20 protein-coding genes are annotated in these 15,824 nt (G+C 68.4%); 7 read left to right on the top strand and 13 right to left on the bottom strand.

Annotation, left to right across the window (positions count from 1 at the left end; genetic code table 11):
* Positions 1 to 48: 48 nt before the first annotated feature.
* The gene (locus tag AC3WJT_RS16055) at positions 49 to 1,491 is read right to left on the bottom strand and encodes an FAD/NAD(P)-binding protein (RefSeq protein ID WP_492344133.1); all 1,443 of its coding nucleotides are present in this window, start codon (positions 1,489 to 1,491) and stop codon (positions 49 to 51) included.
* Positions 1,492 to 1,897: 406 nt separating this feature from the next.
* Here AC3WJT_RS16055 and rpsD point away from each other — a divergent pair, with 406 nt between their 5' ends.
* Positions 1,898 to 2,515 carry a 30S ribosomal protein S4 gene (gene rpsD, locus AC3WJT_RS16050; RefSeq protein WP_488900638.1) on the top strand — a complete coding sequence of 206 codons (618 nt, stop codon included), beginning with the start codon at positions 1,898 to 1,900 and terminating at the stop codon, positions 2,513 to 2,515.
* A gap of 54 nt (positions 2,516 to 2,569) precedes the next feature.
* On the opposite strand, the gene AC3WJT_RS16045 is transcribed toward rpsD, so the two are convergent.
* Positions 2,570 to 3,724: a serine hydrolase domain-containing protein gene (locus AC3WJT_RS16045; protein ID WP_492344132.1), complete on the bottom strand. Its 1,155-nt coding sequence runs from the start codon at positions 3,722 to 3,724 to the stop codon at positions 2,570 to 2,572.
* Between the two features lie 64 nt (positions 3,725 to 3,788).
* On the opposite strand from AC3WJT_RS16045, the gene AC3WJT_RS16040 reads away from it, so the two are divergent.
* Entirely contained in the window at positions 3,789 to 4,163 is a 375-nt protein-coding gene (locus AC3WJT_RS16040) for a hypothetical protein (RefSeq protein ID WP_492344131.1), read from the top strand.
* Here AC3WJT_RS16040 and AC3WJT_RS16035 read toward each other — a convergent pair.
* From AC3WJT_RS16035 to AC3WJT_RS16020, 4 genes are read right to left on the bottom strand one after another with little or no spacing between them, the layout of a single operon-like run.
* Positions 4,160 to 4,573, bottom strand: a complete 414-nt coding sequence (locus tag AC3WJT_RS16035) for an acyl-CoA thioesterase (protein WP_492344130.1) — start codon at positions 4,571 to 4,573, stop codon at positions 4,160 to 4,162. The genes AC3WJT_RS16040 and AC3WJT_RS16035 overlap by 4 nt on opposite strands.
* Before the next feature lie 23 nt (positions 4,574 to 4,596).
* Positions 4,597 to 4,941, bottom strand: coding sequence for a Grx4 family monothiol glutaredoxin (gene grxD / locus AC3WJT_RS16030; protein ID WP_492344129.1), 345 nt, complete (start codon positions 4,939 to 4,941; stop codon positions 4,597 to 4,599).
* A 59-nt stretch (positions 4,942 to 5,000) separates the two neighbouring features.
* Positions 5,001 to 5,852, bottom strand: coding sequence for an aldo-keto reductase family protein (locus AC3WJT_RS16025; protein ID WP_492344128.1), 852 nt, complete (start codon positions 5,850 to 5,852; stop codon positions 5,001 to 5,003).
* Between the two features lie 3 nt (positions 5,853 to 5,855).
* Complete coding sequence (locus tag AC3WJT_RS16020) at positions 5,856 to 6,092, bottom strand: BolA/IbaG family iron-sulfur metabolism protein (protein ID WP_492344127.1); 237 nt, start codon at positions 6,090 to 6,092, stop codon at positions 5,856 to 5,858.
* 142 nt (positions 6,093 to 6,234) lie between these two features.
* On the opposite strand from AC3WJT_RS16020, the gene AC3WJT_RS16015 reads away from it, so the two are divergent.
* Positions 6,235 to 6,849 carry a hypothetical protein gene (locus AC3WJT_RS16015; RefSeq protein ID WP_492344126.1) on the top strand — a complete coding sequence of 205 codons (615 nt, stop codon included), beginning with the start codon at positions 6,235 to 6,237 and terminating at the stop codon, positions 6,847 to 6,849.
* 3 nt (positions 6,850 to 6,852) lie between these two features.
* Here the strand turns inward: AC3WJT_RS16015 and AC3WJT_RS16010 are convergent, their stop codons facing one another.
* Positions 6,853 to 8,088: a serine hydrolase domain-containing protein gene (locus tag AC3WJT_RS16010; RefSeq protein ID WP_492344125.1), complete on the bottom strand. Its 1,236-nt coding sequence runs from the start codon at positions 8,086 to 8,088 to the stop codon at positions 6,853 to 6,855.
* A gap of 78 nt (positions 8,089 to 8,166) precedes the next feature.
* The gene (locus AC3WJT_RS16005) at positions 8,167 to 8,532 is read right to left on the bottom strand and encodes a hypothetical protein (RefSeq protein ID WP_492344124.1); all 366 of its coding nucleotides are present in this window, start codon (positions 8,530 to 8,532) and stop codon (positions 8,167 to 8,169) included.
* A 118-nt stretch (positions 8,533 to 8,650) separates the two neighbouring features.
* Between AC3WJT_RS16005 and AC3WJT_RS16000 the strand changes: the two genes are divergently transcribed.
* Both AC3WJT_RS16000 and AC3WJT_RS15995 read left to right on the top strand, forming a co-directional pair.
* Positions 8,651 to 9,559 carry a M20/M25/M40 family metallo-hydrolase gene (locus tag AC3WJT_RS16000; protein WP_492344123.1) on the top strand — a complete coding sequence of 303 codons (909 nt, stop codon included), beginning with the start codon at positions 8,651 to 8,653 and terminating at the stop codon, positions 9,557 to 9,559.
* On the top strand, positions 9,559 to 10,047 hold the full coding sequence (locus AC3WJT_RS15995; RefSeq protein WP_492344122.1) for a CinA family protein: 489 nt from the start codon (positions 9,559 to 9,561) through the stop codon (positions 10,045 to 10,047). Before AC3WJT_RS16000 ends, AC3WJT_RS15995 begins: the two co-directional genes overlap by 1 nt.
* An 81-nt stretch (positions 10,048 to 10,128) precedes the next feature.
* On the opposite strand, the gene purL is transcribed toward AC3WJT_RS15995, so the two are convergent.
* Positions 10,129 to 12,327, bottom strand: a complete 2,199-nt coding sequence (gene purL, locus AC3WJT_RS15990; RefSeq protein ID WP_492344121.1) for a phosphoribosylformylglycinamidine synthase subunit PurL — start codon at positions 12,325 to 12,327, stop codon at positions 10,129 to 10,131.
* 76 nt (positions 12,328 to 12,403) lie between these two features.
* On the opposite strand from purL, the gene AC3WJT_RS15985 reads away from it, so the two are divergent.
* On the top strand, positions 12,404 to 12,994 hold the full coding sequence (locus tag AC3WJT_RS15985; RefSeq protein WP_492344120.1) for a peptidylprolyl isomerase: 591 nt from the start codon (positions 12,404 to 12,406) through the stop codon (positions 12,992 to 12,994).
* A 1-nt stretch (position 12,995) separates the two neighbouring features.
* Here AC3WJT_RS15985 and AC3WJT_RS15980 read toward each other — a convergent pair whose 3' ends face one another.
* From AC3WJT_RS15980 to purC, 4 genes are all read right to left on the bottom strand, one after another.
* Entirely contained in the window at positions 12,996 to 13,526 is a 531-nt protein-coding gene (locus tag AC3WJT_RS15980) for a hypothetical protein (RefSeq protein WP_492344119.1), read from the bottom strand.
* 79 nt (positions 13,527 to 13,605) lie between these two features.
* A complete protein-coding gene (purQ, locus tag AC3WJT_RS15975) occupies positions 13,606 to 14,268 on the bottom strand; it encodes a phosphoribosylformylglycinamidine synthase subunit PurQ (RefSeq protein WP_492344118.1) in 663 nt (220 codons plus the stop codon).
* Positions 14,269 to 14,508, bottom strand: coding sequence for a phosphoribosylformylglycinamidine synthase subunit PurS (gene purS / locus AC3WJT_RS15970; protein WP_492344117.1), 240 nt, complete (start codon positions 14,506 to 14,508; stop codon positions 14,269 to 14,271).
* A gap of 10 nt (positions 14,509 to 14,518) precedes the next feature.
* Entirely contained in the window at positions 14,519 to 15,277 is a 759-nt protein-coding gene (gene purC / locus AC3WJT_RS15965) for a phosphoribosylaminoimidazolesuccinocarboxamide synthase (protein WP_492344116.1), read from the bottom strand.
* A gap of 229 nt (positions 15,278 to 15,506) precedes the next feature.
* Between purC and AC3WJT_RS15960 the strand changes: the two genes are divergently transcribed.
* Complete coding sequence (locus AC3WJT_RS15960) at positions 15,507 to 15,824, top strand: DUF1476 domain-containing protein (protein WP_492344115.1); 318 nt, start codon at positions 15,507 to 15,509, stop codon at positions 15,822 to 15,824.

The raw sequence follows: 15,824 nt of genomic DNA, 5'->3' as shown, positions 1-15,824 counted from the left end.
CCCCCTCCGGCTCGCCGAAGGCAAGCCACCTCCCCCGATGGGGAGGATTCAGATTCCCGCGCCCAGGTCCACGAACGCCTCCTCGAGCGACGGCCCCACCACCGCGTCCTCCGCCAGCCGGTGCGCCAGACCGTCGACCTGGGCGGTGATCTCGGGGACGGCGGTGATCTCCCACCAGGCGGGGCGGGTAAGGGGGCCGAGGGCATGGAGCCAGGTCGAGACCTCGCCCCGCGCGCCCAGCACGGCGCAGTCGGCCGTCTCGAGCCCCAGACCCAGATCGTCGGGCGCGATCAGCCCCTTGCGGGCGAGGTCGGCGTAGAGCGGAACCTCAAGGCCGTGCAGGTCGCTGCGCGGGCCGGTGCAGTTGATCACCTTCGACGCGGTCAAGGTTCTGGGCGCTCCGCCGCCGCGGGGCTGCAGGGTCACCGTCACGGCCTCGCCGGCCGGGGTCCAGTCGCGGGTGCGGCCTGCACGGACGCTGAGCTGGCCGTCGGCCATCAGGGCCTCGATCCGCGCGGCAATGCGCGGCGCCATGCGGTGGCGGTGGACGTCCCAGCGCGGACGCTGGTGGCGCAGAAACTGGCGCTTCTGCTTCGGGGTCCAGGTCGACCAGATGCGGGCAATGACCGGCCGCACGGCGTCGATCACCCGCTGCCAGGGCTGGCCGGCGGCCCGGGCGCGTTTCACCTCGGCCCGGATGGCCTTCGAGAGGGTCAGCGGACCGGCGGGAAGCATCGGCGCCAGGAACGGCTCCCAGTGGCCGCCGTAGCGGTGGGCGCCGGGCAGCAGGCCGCGCCGGCTGACCGCCAGCATCGGCCCGCCATGACCTTCCTCGGACAGCTTCAGCGCAATATCGACCATGGTCAGGCCCGTACCCAGCAGCAGCACCGGCGCGTCCGGGGCGATGCCGGTCAGGGCGTCGGCCGCCCACGGGTCGGCGGCGAAGGCGGCCGCATCGCGCAGCCAGCTGTCGGCCGGAAGGGGCGGACGGGGCGGCAGGTTGCCGGTGGCCAGCACCACGGTGTCGGCCTCGACCTCGCGGCCATCGCCGAGCATCAGCCCACGCCGGGGCGGGTCCAGCAGCCGCACCGCCTCGCCGCGCAGCACGGTCAGGCCCGGGCCGTTGTCGGTCACCCGGGCGGCGGCCACCTGCTGTTGCAGATACTGGCCCCAGAGCTCGCGGGGCGAGAAGGCGGCGCTCATCTCGCCGCCGCTTTCAGCCAGCGCCTCGGCCATCTCGGCGCGCCCGGCCAGCCAGTCGCCGTAGGCGGGGCTGAGGCCCGCCTCCATCCGGGCGACGGGTACATTGAGCAGATGCGAGGGCGCGCAGGCGCCATAGGCAAGGCCGCGTCCCGGCCGGCTCGACGGATCGATCAGCACCACGCGCCAGTCCGGCCGCAACGCGACCAGCTTCAGCGCCAGCAATGACCCGCTGAACCCGCCACCGACGATGGCGAGGGTCCGGCGGGCAGTGGGTGTGTCGAACGCCATCGGCCCATGGAGATTCGAGGAAGTGCCCTGAGGGCATCCAACACCAGTTGGCGAGTCGGGGGGAGGGGAGAGTTGTAAGTCCCCCCAAGACTGTCATCCCGGAAGCCGCGCAACGGCTATCCGGGACCCCGATCTAGTCCAGGCCGAATCTGGGTCCCGGCTCTGAGTTCATCCTCGGGCGCGCGCTCCGCGCGACCCGGGGGCTGCGCTTCGGCCGGGACGACAGCGTGAGATGAGCCTCCCGAAAGTTGACTCCCCCGCCCCGCTTCGTCATAAGCGCGCCTTCCCACGCCGCCGGTCCGCCGGACGGCGCTGGAATCCATGACGGGTGACACGAAGCCGCCGTTGAGATCGCGCCTCCACTTTCGGAGGAGCCGGCCCGGGTCGAACTGAAGAAGAGCTACACATGTCCAAGCGCCACAGCGCCAAGTACAAGATCGACCGCCGGATGGGCGAAAACATCTGGGGTCGCCCGAAGTCCCCGGTGAACAGCCGCTCCTACGGCCCCGGCCAGCACGGTCAGCGCCGCAAGTCCAAGGTCTCCGATTTCGGCCTCCAGCTGCGCGCCAAGCAGAAGCTGAAGGGCTACTACGGCAACCTGACCGAAAAGCAGTTCAGCCGCACCTACACCGAAGCCGCGCGCCGCAAGGGCAACACGGCCGAGAACCTGGTCGGTCTGCTGGAAGCCCGTCTCGACGCGGTCGTCTACCGCGCCAAGTTCGTGCCGACCGTCTTCGCCGCCCGTCAGTTCGTCAACCACGGCCACGTGCTGGTGAACGGCAAGCGCGTCAACATCGCCTCCTACCGCGTGAAGGCCGGCGACGTCGTCAGCGTCCGCGAAAAGTCGCGCAACATGGCCCTCGTGCTGGAAGCCCTGAGCTCGGGCGAGCGCGACACCCCCGACTACATCACCGTGGACGCCCGCCACATGGCGGCGACCTTCGTCCGCGCCCCGGAACTGGCCGAAGTGCCCTATCCGGTGAAGATGGAGCCGAACCTGGTCGTCGAATTCTACGCCTCGTAGGATCGTCGTCAGACAGAGTTGCGAAGGGCCCCGGAGCGATCCGGGGCCCTTTTGCTATGGCGCGGATGGCGTTCCGTACTCCCACTCATACGGCACACCGGTTTCGCCCAGGATGAACCGCACCAGGCCCGGAAACGCCGCCTCCGCCCGCACGTCGTTGGACAGCAGCACCACGCAGCGCTGACTGCGCTCGATACAGACCCAGGTGTTGGCCGTCGTGTCGTTGTGGCCGCCCTTGTAGAAGCCGGGCCCCTGCGGACCGTTGAACACCACCACGCCGAGGCCCGCGCCGAGATCGGGCCGCCGCTCGGCCACGGGCCGTTCGGGGAGGAGGGTGGGGAATTGCTGCCGTGTGGTGATGGCCAGCTGGAACCGCGCCATCTCGGCCCGCGAGGCCTTCGCCAGGCCCTCGCCCTTCACCATCGCCGCGGCGAAGCGGGCGAAGTCGCTGATCGTGGTGTCCATCGAGCCGGCGGCGCGCGGCCGGCTGCGTTCGTCGTGGGGCTCGACCTTGCCATCGACATCCCAGCCGTCGGCGAGGTTCCCGGCGAAGTCCGGCCGCCACATCATGCTTGTGCGGCTCATGTCGAAGCGATCGAACACCCGCCGCTGCATCTCCTGTCCGACGTCCAGGCCGAGGCCCTGCTCGAGCACGAACTGCATCAGGATGATGCCGTCGCCGGAATAGGCGTAGCGCGAGCCCGGCTCGAAATGGATGTGCAGCTTCCCGTCCGGTTCCAGCCAGGAGAAGTTGGCGAAGCCGGCGCTGTGGGTCAGCAGCATGCGCGGGGTGATGGCCCGCCAGCGCTCGTCGCCGGCCAGGGTGTCCCAGGGGGCGTAGCGCTCTTCCGGATCGGCGTAGTCGGTCAGAGGCTTCGGGAGATAGCCGGCTATCGGCCGGTCCAGCGAGACCCGCCTCTCGTCGACGAGTTGCAGCACCGTCCAGGCGAACACGGCCTTGGTCAGGGACGCTCCGTACATGATCGAGTCGGTCGTCAGCGGGTCGCCGCCCGCGTTCCGCTTCCCGTACGCCTGGACGTAGGTGACCTTGCCGCCATCGATGACCGCGACGGCCAGCCCTCGGGCGCCGGTCGAGGTCATAGCCCGCGCGACCTCGCCGTCGATGGCGGTGGAACGGGGCAGCCGGGGCGCCGCGAGGGCCGGCGTCGACAGCAGAAGAAGACCCAGCAGAACCGGCAAGACACGCATCAACGGCGACTCCAGCGACCGGCTCAGCCTAGACAAGTCCCGCCGGGCCGTCTTTGGTCATGACATGAACCGTCGCGCCTTCCTCATCGCCGGAGCCCTGTTGCTGAGCGGCTGCGTCACGGCGCGGGTGGCCGCACCGCCGGGCGCCGGATTCGAGCTTCTGGAGCCGGTCTATACGGTGAGCGCCGACCGGAGTGCTCTGGCCATTCGCGTGGCCTCGAATGGCTGCACGACAAAGGAGGACTTCGCTTTCTTCGTCGAGAAGACCCGCGCCGGCGCGCGGGTGGCGTTCGGCCGCAAGCGCGTGGATACCTGCCGGACCGTCGCCCAGGGCCGGGTCGAACTGACGTTCACCTGGGAGGAGCTGGGGCTGGACGGCCGTTCCGGCGTGTTCCTGGCCAATCCCGTCGTCGCCTGGACCGGACCCGGCGCGCTCTAGCTAAACATCTCTTCCATCCAGGCGGGCACGCGGGCCGGCCGCTTTGTCATGGCGTCCACCAACACCCATTCGGAATGGGTCTGGGCGCACATCTCGCCGTCGGGGCCGTCGATCCGTACGAACCGGTCAAAGCGCGGGCCGCGCCGCTCGCCAACCCAGGTGCGGCCCGTGGCATGCTCGCCGGGCATCAGGGGGCGGCGATAGTCGATTTCGTGCCGCAGCACGACCCAGGCCCAGCGCGTGGCCTCCTCGACCGGCGCGCGCGAGCGCCAGTGGGCGATGGCGATGTCCTGCACCCAGCCGAGATAGACCACGTTGTTGACGTGGCCGTTCTCGTCGATGTCCGAGGTCTTGGGCGTGAAGGGCAGGGTGAAGACCTGCCGGTCGGACAGAGGGGTGAGGAGCTTCATCGTGTCCGCCCGAATGAACGGGTTCAGGCGCTCAGCAGGCCCTGGGCGTCCAGAAGGGTCTTCAGTTCGCCGTCCTGGTACATCTCGCGGATGATGTCGCAGCCGCCGACGAACTCGCCCTTCACATAGACCTGAGGGATGGTCGGCCAGTCGCTGTAGAGCTTGATGCCGTCGCGCAGCACATCGCTCTGAAGCACGTCCACGCCGACGAAATCGACGCCGAGATGGTCGAGGATCTGCACCACCTGGGCGGAGAATCCGCAGCGCGGCTGTTCGGGCTCGCCCTTCATGAACACCACAACCGGATGCTCGGCCACGGTGCGGGCGATGAAGTCGTGGGCGGGGTTGGCGACGGCGGCGTCAGTCACGGCAGGAGCCTTTTCGGCGTGAAACAAGGCCTATCAGCTAGGCGCCCGACCGGTTCGGGTCAAGCCCGCGCGCCGATCCGCAGACCATCGGCCGAAAAGCGCGCCATCTCGATCTGGGCGGCGATTCCGGTGGGAAGATCGCGGTCCGGCACGGAGGCCAGACGTTCCAGACGGTCCAGCCGGTCGATCTCGAACCGGACGGTGGTCACCGCGGGCTCTGTCAGCACATAGGCCAGGCAGATTTCCTCAGGGGTCCAGCCCGGCGTGGCCTCGAGGAAATTGTAGCCGCCGACCATACCGGCCAGCGGGTTTCGCCGTCTGCCCAGCAGCGGCTTCTTGAAAATGACCGGCTTGGGATGCAGCGACTCGGGCCAGACGTTCCGCGCCACCACCGCCATGCCCCGCTCGGCGGCCGCCTTCAGGCGGTTGCGCTCGCGCCAGCCCGAGACCGGGCTGTAGCAGGTTGTCAGGGCGTCGAAACCGCCGTGGGTGATGAGCAGGTCGGTGTCTTCATCGTCGCTGGTCAGGCCGTAGGATCGCACCCAGCGGGTATCGCGCAGCCGCTGCAGCACGTCGGCGGACGGCGGGGCGGAATCGAAGCAGAGCAGATCCAGATAGCCCAGGCCCGTTCGGGCCAGGAAGGCCTCGATCGCATGACCCGGCTCGAGGGGCAGCATCCGCGGCCGCCAGATGATAAACAGCAGCTCGCGCTCGACAGCGGCCAGTGCTTCGGAAGCGCCTTCGATCAGCGCGGGACTTTCGCCGGCGATCTCGAAGCCATTGATCCCGAGATCCAGCGCCGCGCTGACCTGATTGCGCCATTCGCGCGCGGAGTGCCGGACGCCGCCGTCCAGCAGCAATGACACCGCTGACACCACCTGACCCGCCTTGCCGTAGGGACGATAGCGCATGGGTCAGGCGGCCGGGGCTGCGGTTTCGAGCGCCAGCGCGTGCAGGGCGCCGCCAAGGACGTCGGCGAGGGCCTTGTTGACCAGCTGGTGCTGACGCACGCGGGGGAGGCCCTGGAACTGGCTCGAGACGATGCGCGCCTTGTAGTGGTCGCCGTCGCCGGCGAGGTCGGTGATGGTGATCTCCGCGTCCGGGAACGCGGCGCGCAGGCGAGACTCGAGGTCAGCGGCAGGCATCGGCACGGGATGGTCTCCGGAAAACAACCCTTTCAATGCGCCACAATGCTTAACAACGGCTGGATGCGATCCCGACCGGTCCTGCGAATTCGCGTGCTACCCGGACTCAACGGCGCCATGATCACGCGTCCGTGATCGGAGAGTCGCCATGAGAATCCTGCTGGGTCTGTGCGTGGTGCTTCTGCTGGGCGGCTGCAATCGCGTCATCACCGATACGCCGCTCTTCACCCCCAGTGATGCGCCCGACGCGCCGCGCCTGCGGGAAGGGCTCTGGGTGATGCGCACCGAAGACGACTGCCGCGTCGATACGCGCAGACCGGCGCATCGCTGGCCGGGCTGTGCGAGCCCGATGATCGTGCGAGGCGGCGAATTGCTGGGCTACAAGCGGGAAGACGGCAAGCCGGGAGAATGGGAGCGCATTCCGTTCGTTCTGGCCGCCGGTGAGCCGATCGTGATGCAGTTCGAAGGCGCGGGAGACGACGGCGTCACCTATCAGTATTTCGGATTCGAGGGGGAGCGGGCCGACGATGGTCGATACGCCGCCTTCCGCATGTGGCCGGTGCTGTGCGGGCCGCCGCCGCCGCCGACGCCGAAGGGCGAGGCGACCCGCTATGTCACATTGCAGCCGTTGCCCGGGCTGACGATCCGCGAAGACAACTGCACCACGACCAGCCCCGGCGCGGTCGTGGCCGCGGCCGCCGCCAGCCTGGCGTGGAGCGAGGACTTTGCGCGGGCCCGCTGGGTCCGCGCAACCTGGCCCTGAGCGTCAGTCCTCGATCGCCGAATAGATCAGGCTCTTCAGCTGGCCCCGGAAGTTGAACGTCGCCGACGGCATCAGCTGGGTCATGAAGACCACCGACAGGTCCTCCTCCTGGTCCGCCCAGAAGATCGTCGAGGCCGCGCCGCCCCAGTAGAAGTCGCCGCTGGAGAGGCCGCCCGTCAGGGTCTGGTCGATGGTCATGGCGAAGCCCAGGCCAAAGCCGATACCGGCGTTGGAGGTCTCCGAGAAGCCGCCGATGGCCATCTGGGTCAGGTCCTGGTTGTCCTTCAGATGGTTGTGCACCATCAGGTCCAGCGTCCGCGTGCCGATCACCCGCACGCCGTCGAGCGATCCGCCGGCCCGCAGCATCTCGGTGAAGCGGACGTAGTCGGCCATGGTGCCGGCGAGGCCGCCGCCGCCCGACTTGAACACCGGGTCCTTGAGGTAGGGGCTGCTCGCCGGATCGTCCGAGAGGCGCAGGCTCTTGTCCGGCATGCGCATGTAGTTGGCGGCGAAGCGGTCGGCCTTCTCGGCCGGCACATGGAAGGCGGTGTCGACCATGCCGAGCGGCTCGAAAATCGCCTGTTTCAGGTAGTCCTCCAGCGGCATGCCGCTGATCCGCTCGACGAGCCCGCCGCAGACGTCCGTCGCCAGGCTGTACTGCCAGCGCTCGCCGGGATGGTAGCGCAGCGGCACGCGGCCGAGTTTTTCGAAGAACTGGTCGAGCGTCTCACTGCCGCGCCGCACGCCGACGGCGTCATAGGCCTTGTCGACCGGGTGCTCGATCGGCAGTCCGCTCACCTGCGCCAGCATCGAGCCGTAGGTCAGGCCGGCGGTGTGGCTCAGCACGTCGCGGAAGCTGATCGGTCGGCTGGGCGCTTCGGTGACCATGCTGTCGCCTTCGCCGGACACCCAGACCCGGTGGTTCTTCCATTCGGGGATGTAGCGGTGCACCGAGTCGTCCAGCTCGAAGCGGCCCTGTTCCATCAGGGTCATCAGGGCCACCGAGACGATCGGCTTGGTCATCGAATAGATGCGCACGATCGTATCGTCGCTCCAGGCCACGCCGCGCTCGCGGTCGCGCAGGCCGAAGCTCTTCGCATAGGCCTGATGACCGTGACGCCGCACCTCGATCTGGCAGCCGGCGATCTTGCCGGGCTGGATGTAGTTGCGCTCGATGTGGTCGGTGATGCGCTCCAGGCGATCAGCGTTCAGACCCGTCCATTGCGACTGGGCGTCCATGGTTTCGCTCCCTCTATCTCGTTGCCCGCATGATGGCCGGGCGACGCAGGGGAGGGGAAGCAGAAAAAGCGGTATGGGCTAGCGCGGGGCGCCCGGATGCGAATTCCAGACCCGGCCATCGAGCGTCCGCACCTCCACAGGTCCGCGCTGGCCCTTGCCGACCAGCGCGCGAACATCGCGGAACACGGTGGTCATGCCCCGTCGCGTGGTCGTCGTCAGGCAAACAGTCTTCTCGCCCTCGCGGCCCCAGGATGTGACCGAGGACGTGCGGATCAGGCGCGGATGCCGGGCGGCGTAACGCTGAACCCTGTCGAACGCGCGGCCGTCGATGCCCATGGCGTAGCTGCCGAACTGGACGCTGACGTCACAGGCGGGCCCGCTCGCGCTCGCCGCGGCGGGTGTGAGGACGGTCAGGGCGAGGGCGGCGGCGAGCAGGGTCTTCATGGATCACCTGTGGAACGGAACGGCCTCACCCTGACAGGCGGCACGTGAACAGCGCATGACCGGCTTGCGTGGGCGCGTCCGGCCCCGCATTGATGGGTCCGTTCAGTCCGGAGTTTCCATGCGCCGTCTTCTGCTTGCCGCAACAGCGGTCCTGATCCTGGCCGCGCCTGCTCTCGCCGCGCCGGGCGACTTCGCGCTGGAAGACGTGCAGATGCTGTCCGCGGACGCAATGCAGGGGCGGGGCATCGACACCGAAGGCTCCGCAGATGCGCGGCTCTACATCCTGGGGCGCATGCGCGAGATCGGGCTCGAGCCGGTCGATCAGGAATTCACCTTCACCAGGAAGAACGGAACCGCGGTCAGCGGCGTCAACCTGATGGCCCGGATCGCGGGGACCCGGCCGGGCGGCAAGGTGATCGTGGTGACCGCCCACTACGATCACCTCGGCGTCCAGGACGGCAAGATCTACAACGGCGCCGACGACAACGCCTCGGGCGTGGCCGGAGCCCTGGCTGTGGCCGAGGCGTTCAAGGCCAGGGCCCCGCTGCATGATGTCTGGATCGTCTTCCTCGATGGCGAGGAGAGCGGTCTGCGCGGCGCCCGGGCCTTCGTCGAGGCCCCGCCTGTGCCGCTCGCAACGATCGCGCTGAACGTAAATTTCGACATGCTCAGCAAGAGCGCGAAGAACGAGATCTATGCCGCCGGCGGATCGGCCAACGCCTGGGTCAGGGCGCGGCTGGAAGCCCTTGTCCCGATGTCGCCGGTGACGCTCAAGCTCGGCCACGACACCGACGCCGAGGGGCCGCAGAACAACTGGACCTTCCAGTCGGACCACGGCGCCTTCGCAAAGGCCGGCCTGCCGTGGGTCTATTTCGGGGTTGAGGACCATCCCGAGTACCACAAGCCGACCGACGACTTCGCCACGATCCCGCAGCCGTTCTTCCGCGACGCCATCACGACCGTGGTGGCCGCCGCGCGGCTGTTTGACGACGAACTGGACTCCATGATGACCGAGACCGGACGCTGATGCAGACCCTGCTCCCCATCGCCGAACGGATCGGCGCCCGCCTCATCGCCCGCAAGGAAAGCGTGGCGGTCTCGGAGTCCTCGTCCGGCGGGCTGGTGTCAGCGGCGCTGCTGGCGGTGCCCGGAGCCTCGGTCTGGTACCAGGGCGCCAGCGTCACCTATACGCCCAACGTCGCGCGCGGCCTGCTGGGTCTGCAGAGGGGCGATCTGCCGCCCGGCGTGCGGTCCTCCAGCGAGCCCTACGCCCTGTTCATGGCCGGGGTGATCCGCGAGAAGCTGCGCGGGACCTGGGGTCTGTGCGAGACCGGAGCGGCCGGGCCGACGGGCAATCCCTACGGCGACGCGGCCGGCCATACCTGTGTGGGCGTTGTCGGGCCGGTGGAGGCCGCGTTTACCCTGGAGACCGGCGAGAGCGACCGCCTGGCCAACATGATGGCCTTCGCGAGGTTCGCGCTGGAGCGGTTCGAGGCGGTGCTCGGCCAGGCATAGGGGACATGTACCGCAGGTACGTGTCCCCCAATCGAGCGGCTGGTTCAGGGGACACGTACCTGCGGTACATGTCCCCGGCGCTTAGCCCATATACCCCGGCAGCCACGCCTCATGCGCCGTCCGCAGGGTCGCCATCGGGATGCTGAACAGGCCCTTGGACGCGAACGCGTCGCCACCCGCCTGCCCAACCACGCTGGCATGCAGGCCTGCCTCGGCGGCGGCCTTCAGCAGGCCCTCCGGATCCGCGGTCGCGATCAGATAGCGGGCCTGGTCCTCGCCGAACAGGAACGGATGGGCGTTGCCCTCGCTGGTGGCGTCCAGGTCCAGACCGACGTTTGAGGCCAGCGCCATGTCGGCCGCGGCGACGATCAGGCCGCCGTCGGAAAGATCATGCACGACGGTAGCTTGCTGCGATGAAATCAGGCTGCGCACGAAGTCGCCGGTCTTGCGTTCCAGCGCCAGATCGACGGGCGGCGGCGCGCCGTCCTCGCGGCCGAGCACCTCGCGCAGGTAGATCGAGGCGCCCAGTTCGCCGGCGTTGGCGCCGAGCAGGACCAGGGTGTCGCCGGTCTTCATCCCGGAGAAGTCCGCCCGCAGGCTGTACTCGGTCAGCAGGCCGACCGCCCCGACGGTCGGGGTCGGTGGGATCGCCGCGCCGTTGGTCTCGTTGTAGAGGCTCACGTTGCCGCTCACGACCGGGAAGTCGAGCACGCGGCAGGCCTCGGCCATGCCCTCGATCGCCTTGACGATCTGGCCCATGATCTCGGGCCGCTCCGGATTGCCGAAGTTCAGGTTGTCGGTGATCGCCACAGGGTCGGCGCCGACGGCGGTCAGGTTGCGCCAGGCCTCGGCGACGGCCTGCTTGCCGCCCTCGTAGGGGTCGTTCTGGACGTAGCGCGGCGTGCAGTCGCTGGTCACGGCCAGCGCCTTGCGGGTGCCGTGCACGCGGACGATGCCCGCGTCGGCGCCGGTGGCGCTGTCCTCCAGGGTGTCGGCCATCACGTGGCGGTCGTACTGCTCCCAGAGCCAGCGCTTGGAGGCCATGTCGGGACAGCCGATGACCTGCAGCACGGCGGCTTCCCAGTCGGTGGGCGCCGGCACCTGCGCCGGGTCCAGGCGCGGGTGCTTCACGGGCTCGGTCCAGGGACGGTCATAGAGCGGCGCGTCTTCGGACAGGGGTGCGAGCGGGATGTCGCAGACCACCTCGCCCTTGTGCTTCAGCACGATGTGGCCGGTGTTGGTGGTCCAGCCGATGACGGCGGCGTCCAGACCCCATTTCTCGAAGATGGCGTGGCCTTCGTGCTCGCGGCCCGGCTTGAGGATGGCCAGCATCCGCTCCTGGCTCTCCGACAGCATCATCTCGTAGGCGGTCATGCCCTCTTCGCGCTGGGGCACCATGTCCAGGTCGAGCTCGATGCCGACCTCGCCCTTGCCGGCCATCTCGACCGAGGAGGAGGTCAGGCCCGCGGCGCCCATGTCCTGGATCGCGGCGACCGCGCCGGTGGCCATCAGCTCGAGGGTCGCCTCGATCAGCAGCTTCTCGGCGAAAGGATCGCCGACCTGCACGGTGGGGCGCTTCTCGTCGCTGTCCTCGTCAAACTCGGCGCTGGCCATGGTCGCCCCATGGATGCCGTCGCGGCCGGTCTTGGAGCCGAAATAGACCACCGGCAGGCCCGCGGCCGGGGCGGCGGAGTAGAAGATCTTGTCCGCGTCGGCCAGGCCCACGCACATGGCGTTGACCAGGATGTTGCCGTCGTAGCCGCGATGGAAATTGGTCTCGCCCGCGACCGTCGGCACGCCCACGCAGTTGCCGTAGCCGGCGATGCCCGCGACCACGCCGCCGACCAGCCGCTTCGTCTTGGGATGCGAGGGATCGCCGAAGCGCAGGGCGTTCAGCAGCGCGATCGGCCGCGCGCCCATGGTGAAGACGTCGCGCATGATGCCGCCCACGCCCGTCGCCGCGCCCTGGTAGGGCTCGATGTAGGAGGGGTGGTTGTGGCTCTCCATCTTGAAGATGCAGGCCTGGCCGTCGCCGATGTCGATGACGCCGGCGTTTTCGCCCGGCCCGCAGATCACGCGCGGACCCGTCGTCGGGAACTTCGACAGATGCTTGCGCGAGGATTTGTAGGAGCAGTGCTCGCTCCACATCACCGAAAACACCCCGAGTTCGACGGGGTTGGGCTCGCGGTTCAGCCGGCGCACGATCAGGTCGTACTCCTCCGGCTTGAGGCCATACTCGACGGCCGTTTCGGCCATGGTCTTCGCGGGGGAGGCGGTCATGCCGGGGACTTAGCGGATTCCCCTCGAAATGTCAGGACAGGCGAGTCACCATGGCGGCATGAAACAGGATCGCAGAATGGTCGCGGCCGCCCTGGCCGGCCTTCCCTTCGTCGCCGGCGCTGCGCGGGCCCAGACACCGCCCGTGCAGGTGGTGATTGAAACGGCCGCGGGCGCGATCACGCTGGAGCTGTATGGCGACAAGGCCCCGGTCACGGTGGCCAACTTCCTGCGCTACGTCGACGAGAAGCGCTTTGACGGGGCCGAGTTCTACCGGACCGTCCGGCCCGTCGCGATGCCCCAGGCGGGGCTGCTGCAGGGCGGCTGTCACGGCGATCCCAAGCGGCTGCTGCCGCCCATCGCCCACGAGCCGACCACCCAGACCGGCCTGCGCCACCGGATCGGCACCCTGTCGATGCCGCGTCGCGAGCTGGGCACGGCGGACGGGGAGTTCTTCATCTGCCTCGAGGAGGCGCCCTGGTACGACGTCAATCCGATCAAGCCGGGCGACAATCTGGGCTACGCGGCCTTCGGCCAGGTGGTCGGGGGGCTGGAGGTGGTGCGGGCGATCCACGCCATGCCGACCTCGCCGACCGAGGGGGCAGACTACGGGATGGCCAACCAGATCCTCGATCCGCCGGTGAAGTTCACCAGCGTGCGGCGCGCTTGATCTAGCCGCGCCTCAGCGTTCGGGCGCTCGCCCAGAAGAAGCCGACCAGAAACGGCAGGACCAGCACGACGAGCAGCAGGCCGATCGCCGCGGCGCCGGGGATGGTCAGGTACTCGCCCAGCTGAACCCGGCTGGCGCGGGCGTTGTTGAGCGCCTCCAGCGCCAGCGGCACGCCGATGATCACGGCGAAGGACAGGCTCGACAGGGCGACGAACGCCATCGCCAGGCGCGCCTTCGACAGGGCCAGGAAGGCGGCGAGGGCGGCCACGACCCATACCGCGCCGGCGGTGACCGCCACCGCGATGCCCGGGGCCGCATTCAACAGTCCAAAGCCATAGCCTTCATAGGCGGGGTCGAGATAGCCGCGCACCGGCGCGGCCGAATGCATCCCGGCGACCAGCAGATGCACGAATCCGATAAACGCGGCCGGCGCCCCGGCCTTCGCCCTGAACGCCACGAAAAGCCAGACCAGCAGCAGCACCGCCGAGACGCCGAGCGCGACAAAGGCCCAATTGATCTGACTGACGTCCATGTCCGGCTCCCGAAACGAGCGGGAAAACTGGCCGAGGGTTCAGGGCCGGGCCAGTGAATTCCCCGTCAGGCTGAACGCCCTACGCGCTGGCCAGGGCGCTCTGGAACAGCAGGGCGCCGTCGGCGGAGCCCAGGTCGGCTTCGAAGGCGCGGTCGGGGTGCGGCATCATGCCCAGCACGTTGCCGGCCTCGTTGATGATCCCGGCGATGGCGCGGGCCGAGCCGTTAGGGTTATCGAGGTAGCGGAACACGACCTGGCCCTGGCCTTCGAGGCGGTCCAGCGTGGCCTCGTCGGCGAAGAAGTTGCCCTCGCCGTTGCCGACCGTCATCGTCACCTCGCGGCGGCCCTGGTAGGCGGCGGTGAAGCGGGTCTGGGCGTTGGTCACCTCCAGCGCGACCGGCTTGCAGACGTATTTCAGACCTTCGTTGCGCAGCAGGGCGCCGGGCAGCAAGCCGGCCTCGCACAGCACCTGGAAGCCGTTGCAGATCCCGACCGTGGCGACGCCCCGTTCGGCGGCGGCCTTGACCGCCTGCATCACCGGCGACAGCGCCGCCATCGCGCCGCAGCGCAGATAGTCGCCGTAGGAAAAACCGCCCGGCAGCACGATCAGGTCCAGCCCGCTCGGCAGGTCCGTGTCGCCGTGCCAGACCATGTCCACGGTCGCGCCGGTGGACCGTTCGATGGCGACCTTGCAGTCCCGGTCGCAGTTGGAGCCGGGGAAGACGATGACGGCGGCTTTCACCTAGGCGATCTCCACCCGGTAGCTTTCGATCACCGTGTTCGCGAGCAGCTTGTCGCACATGGCCTTCACCTCGGCCTCGGCGGCGGTTTTGTCGTCGCCGGGCAGGTCGAAGGTGATGACCCGGCCGACCCGCGCGTCCTTCACGCCGGCCCAGCCCAGCCCGTGCAGGGCGTTCTCGACGGCCTTGCCCTGAACGTCGAGGACGCCGGGCTTGAGGAAGACGTGGACGGTGGCTTTCATCGACAAATCTCTAGTGCAGGCCGCCGCGGATGACCGTCGGCATTTCCTTCATGATGCCCAGGCGCCGGGCGACTTCGGTGTAGCTCTCGATGATCTCGCCCATGTCGCGGCGGAACCGGTCCTTGTCGAGCTTCTCGTTGGTGGTCGAGTCCCACAGGCGGCAGCTGTCGGGGCTGATCTCGTCGGCCAGGATGACCCGGGCGAACTCCCCGTCATAGACGCGACCGAACTCGATCTTGAAGTCCACCAGGGTGATGCCGACGGCGCTGAACATCCCGCAGAGGAAGTCGTTGATCCGCAGGGTCATGGCCATGATGTCGTCGATCTCCTGGGTCGAGGCCCAGTTGAACGCGGTGATGTGCTCCTCGGTCACCATCGGATCGCCGAGCTTGTCGTCCTTCAGGCAGAACTCGATGATCGAGCGGGGAAGCGCCGTGCCCTCTTCGAGACCCAGGCGCGTCGCCAGACCGCCGGCCACGATGTTGCGGCAGATCACCTCCAGCGGGATGATCTCGACTTCCTTGATCAGCTGCTCGCGCAGGTTCATCCGCTTGATGAAGTGCGTCGGGATGCCCACCGCGCCCAGCTTCATCATCACGAATTCGCTGATGCGGTTGTTGATCACGCCCTTGCCTTCGAGGACCGCCTTTTTCTGGGCGTTGAACGCCGTGGCGTCGTCCTTGAAATACTGGATCAGCGTGCCGGGCTCGGGACCCTCGTAAAGGATCTTGGCCTTGCCTTCGTAGATCTTCTTGCGGCGGGTCGTCATCGTGGGGTTCCCCGTGGGGGTGCTCTGCGGCCTTGCGGAACAAAAATCGCGCGCGGGCGTGAGGCCGGCGCGCGGGATTTCGACTCAGGGCCGCTGTCGCTGAAGTCGAGCCGGAAACTACCCGAACGGGGGGGCAGGCGCAAACTCCGCGACCTGTTCGCGATCCATCTCATTGCGGCGGCGTCCGCAAGGGGATATCAGGGCGCCCGGAAGTACCACTGGAGTTTTCATGAGCACGTTCGACGACCGCGAAAAGGGCTTCGAGAAGAAGTTCGCGCACGACGCCGAGCAGGACTTCAAGGCCGCCGCGCGCCGCAACCGCATGCTTGCGGAGTGGGCCGCCGGCCTGATGGGCCTTGAATCGGTGGAAGAGTATGTGCGGGCCGTGGTGAAGGCCGACTTCGAGCAGCCGGGCGACGAAGACGTCCTGCGCAAGGTGTTCGGCGACCTCAAGGGTTCGGGCGTCACGGCCAGCGAAGGCGAAGTCCGGATGAAGATGGACGAGCTGATGGCCCAGGCCCGCGACCAGCTGAAGAACGCCGGCTAG

This window comes from Caulobacter sp. FW305-C-30-S16 (assembly GCF_058783025.1).
Note: the sequence above shows the minus strand (reverse complement) of the source record. Positions and strands in the feature narration are given on the sequence as shown.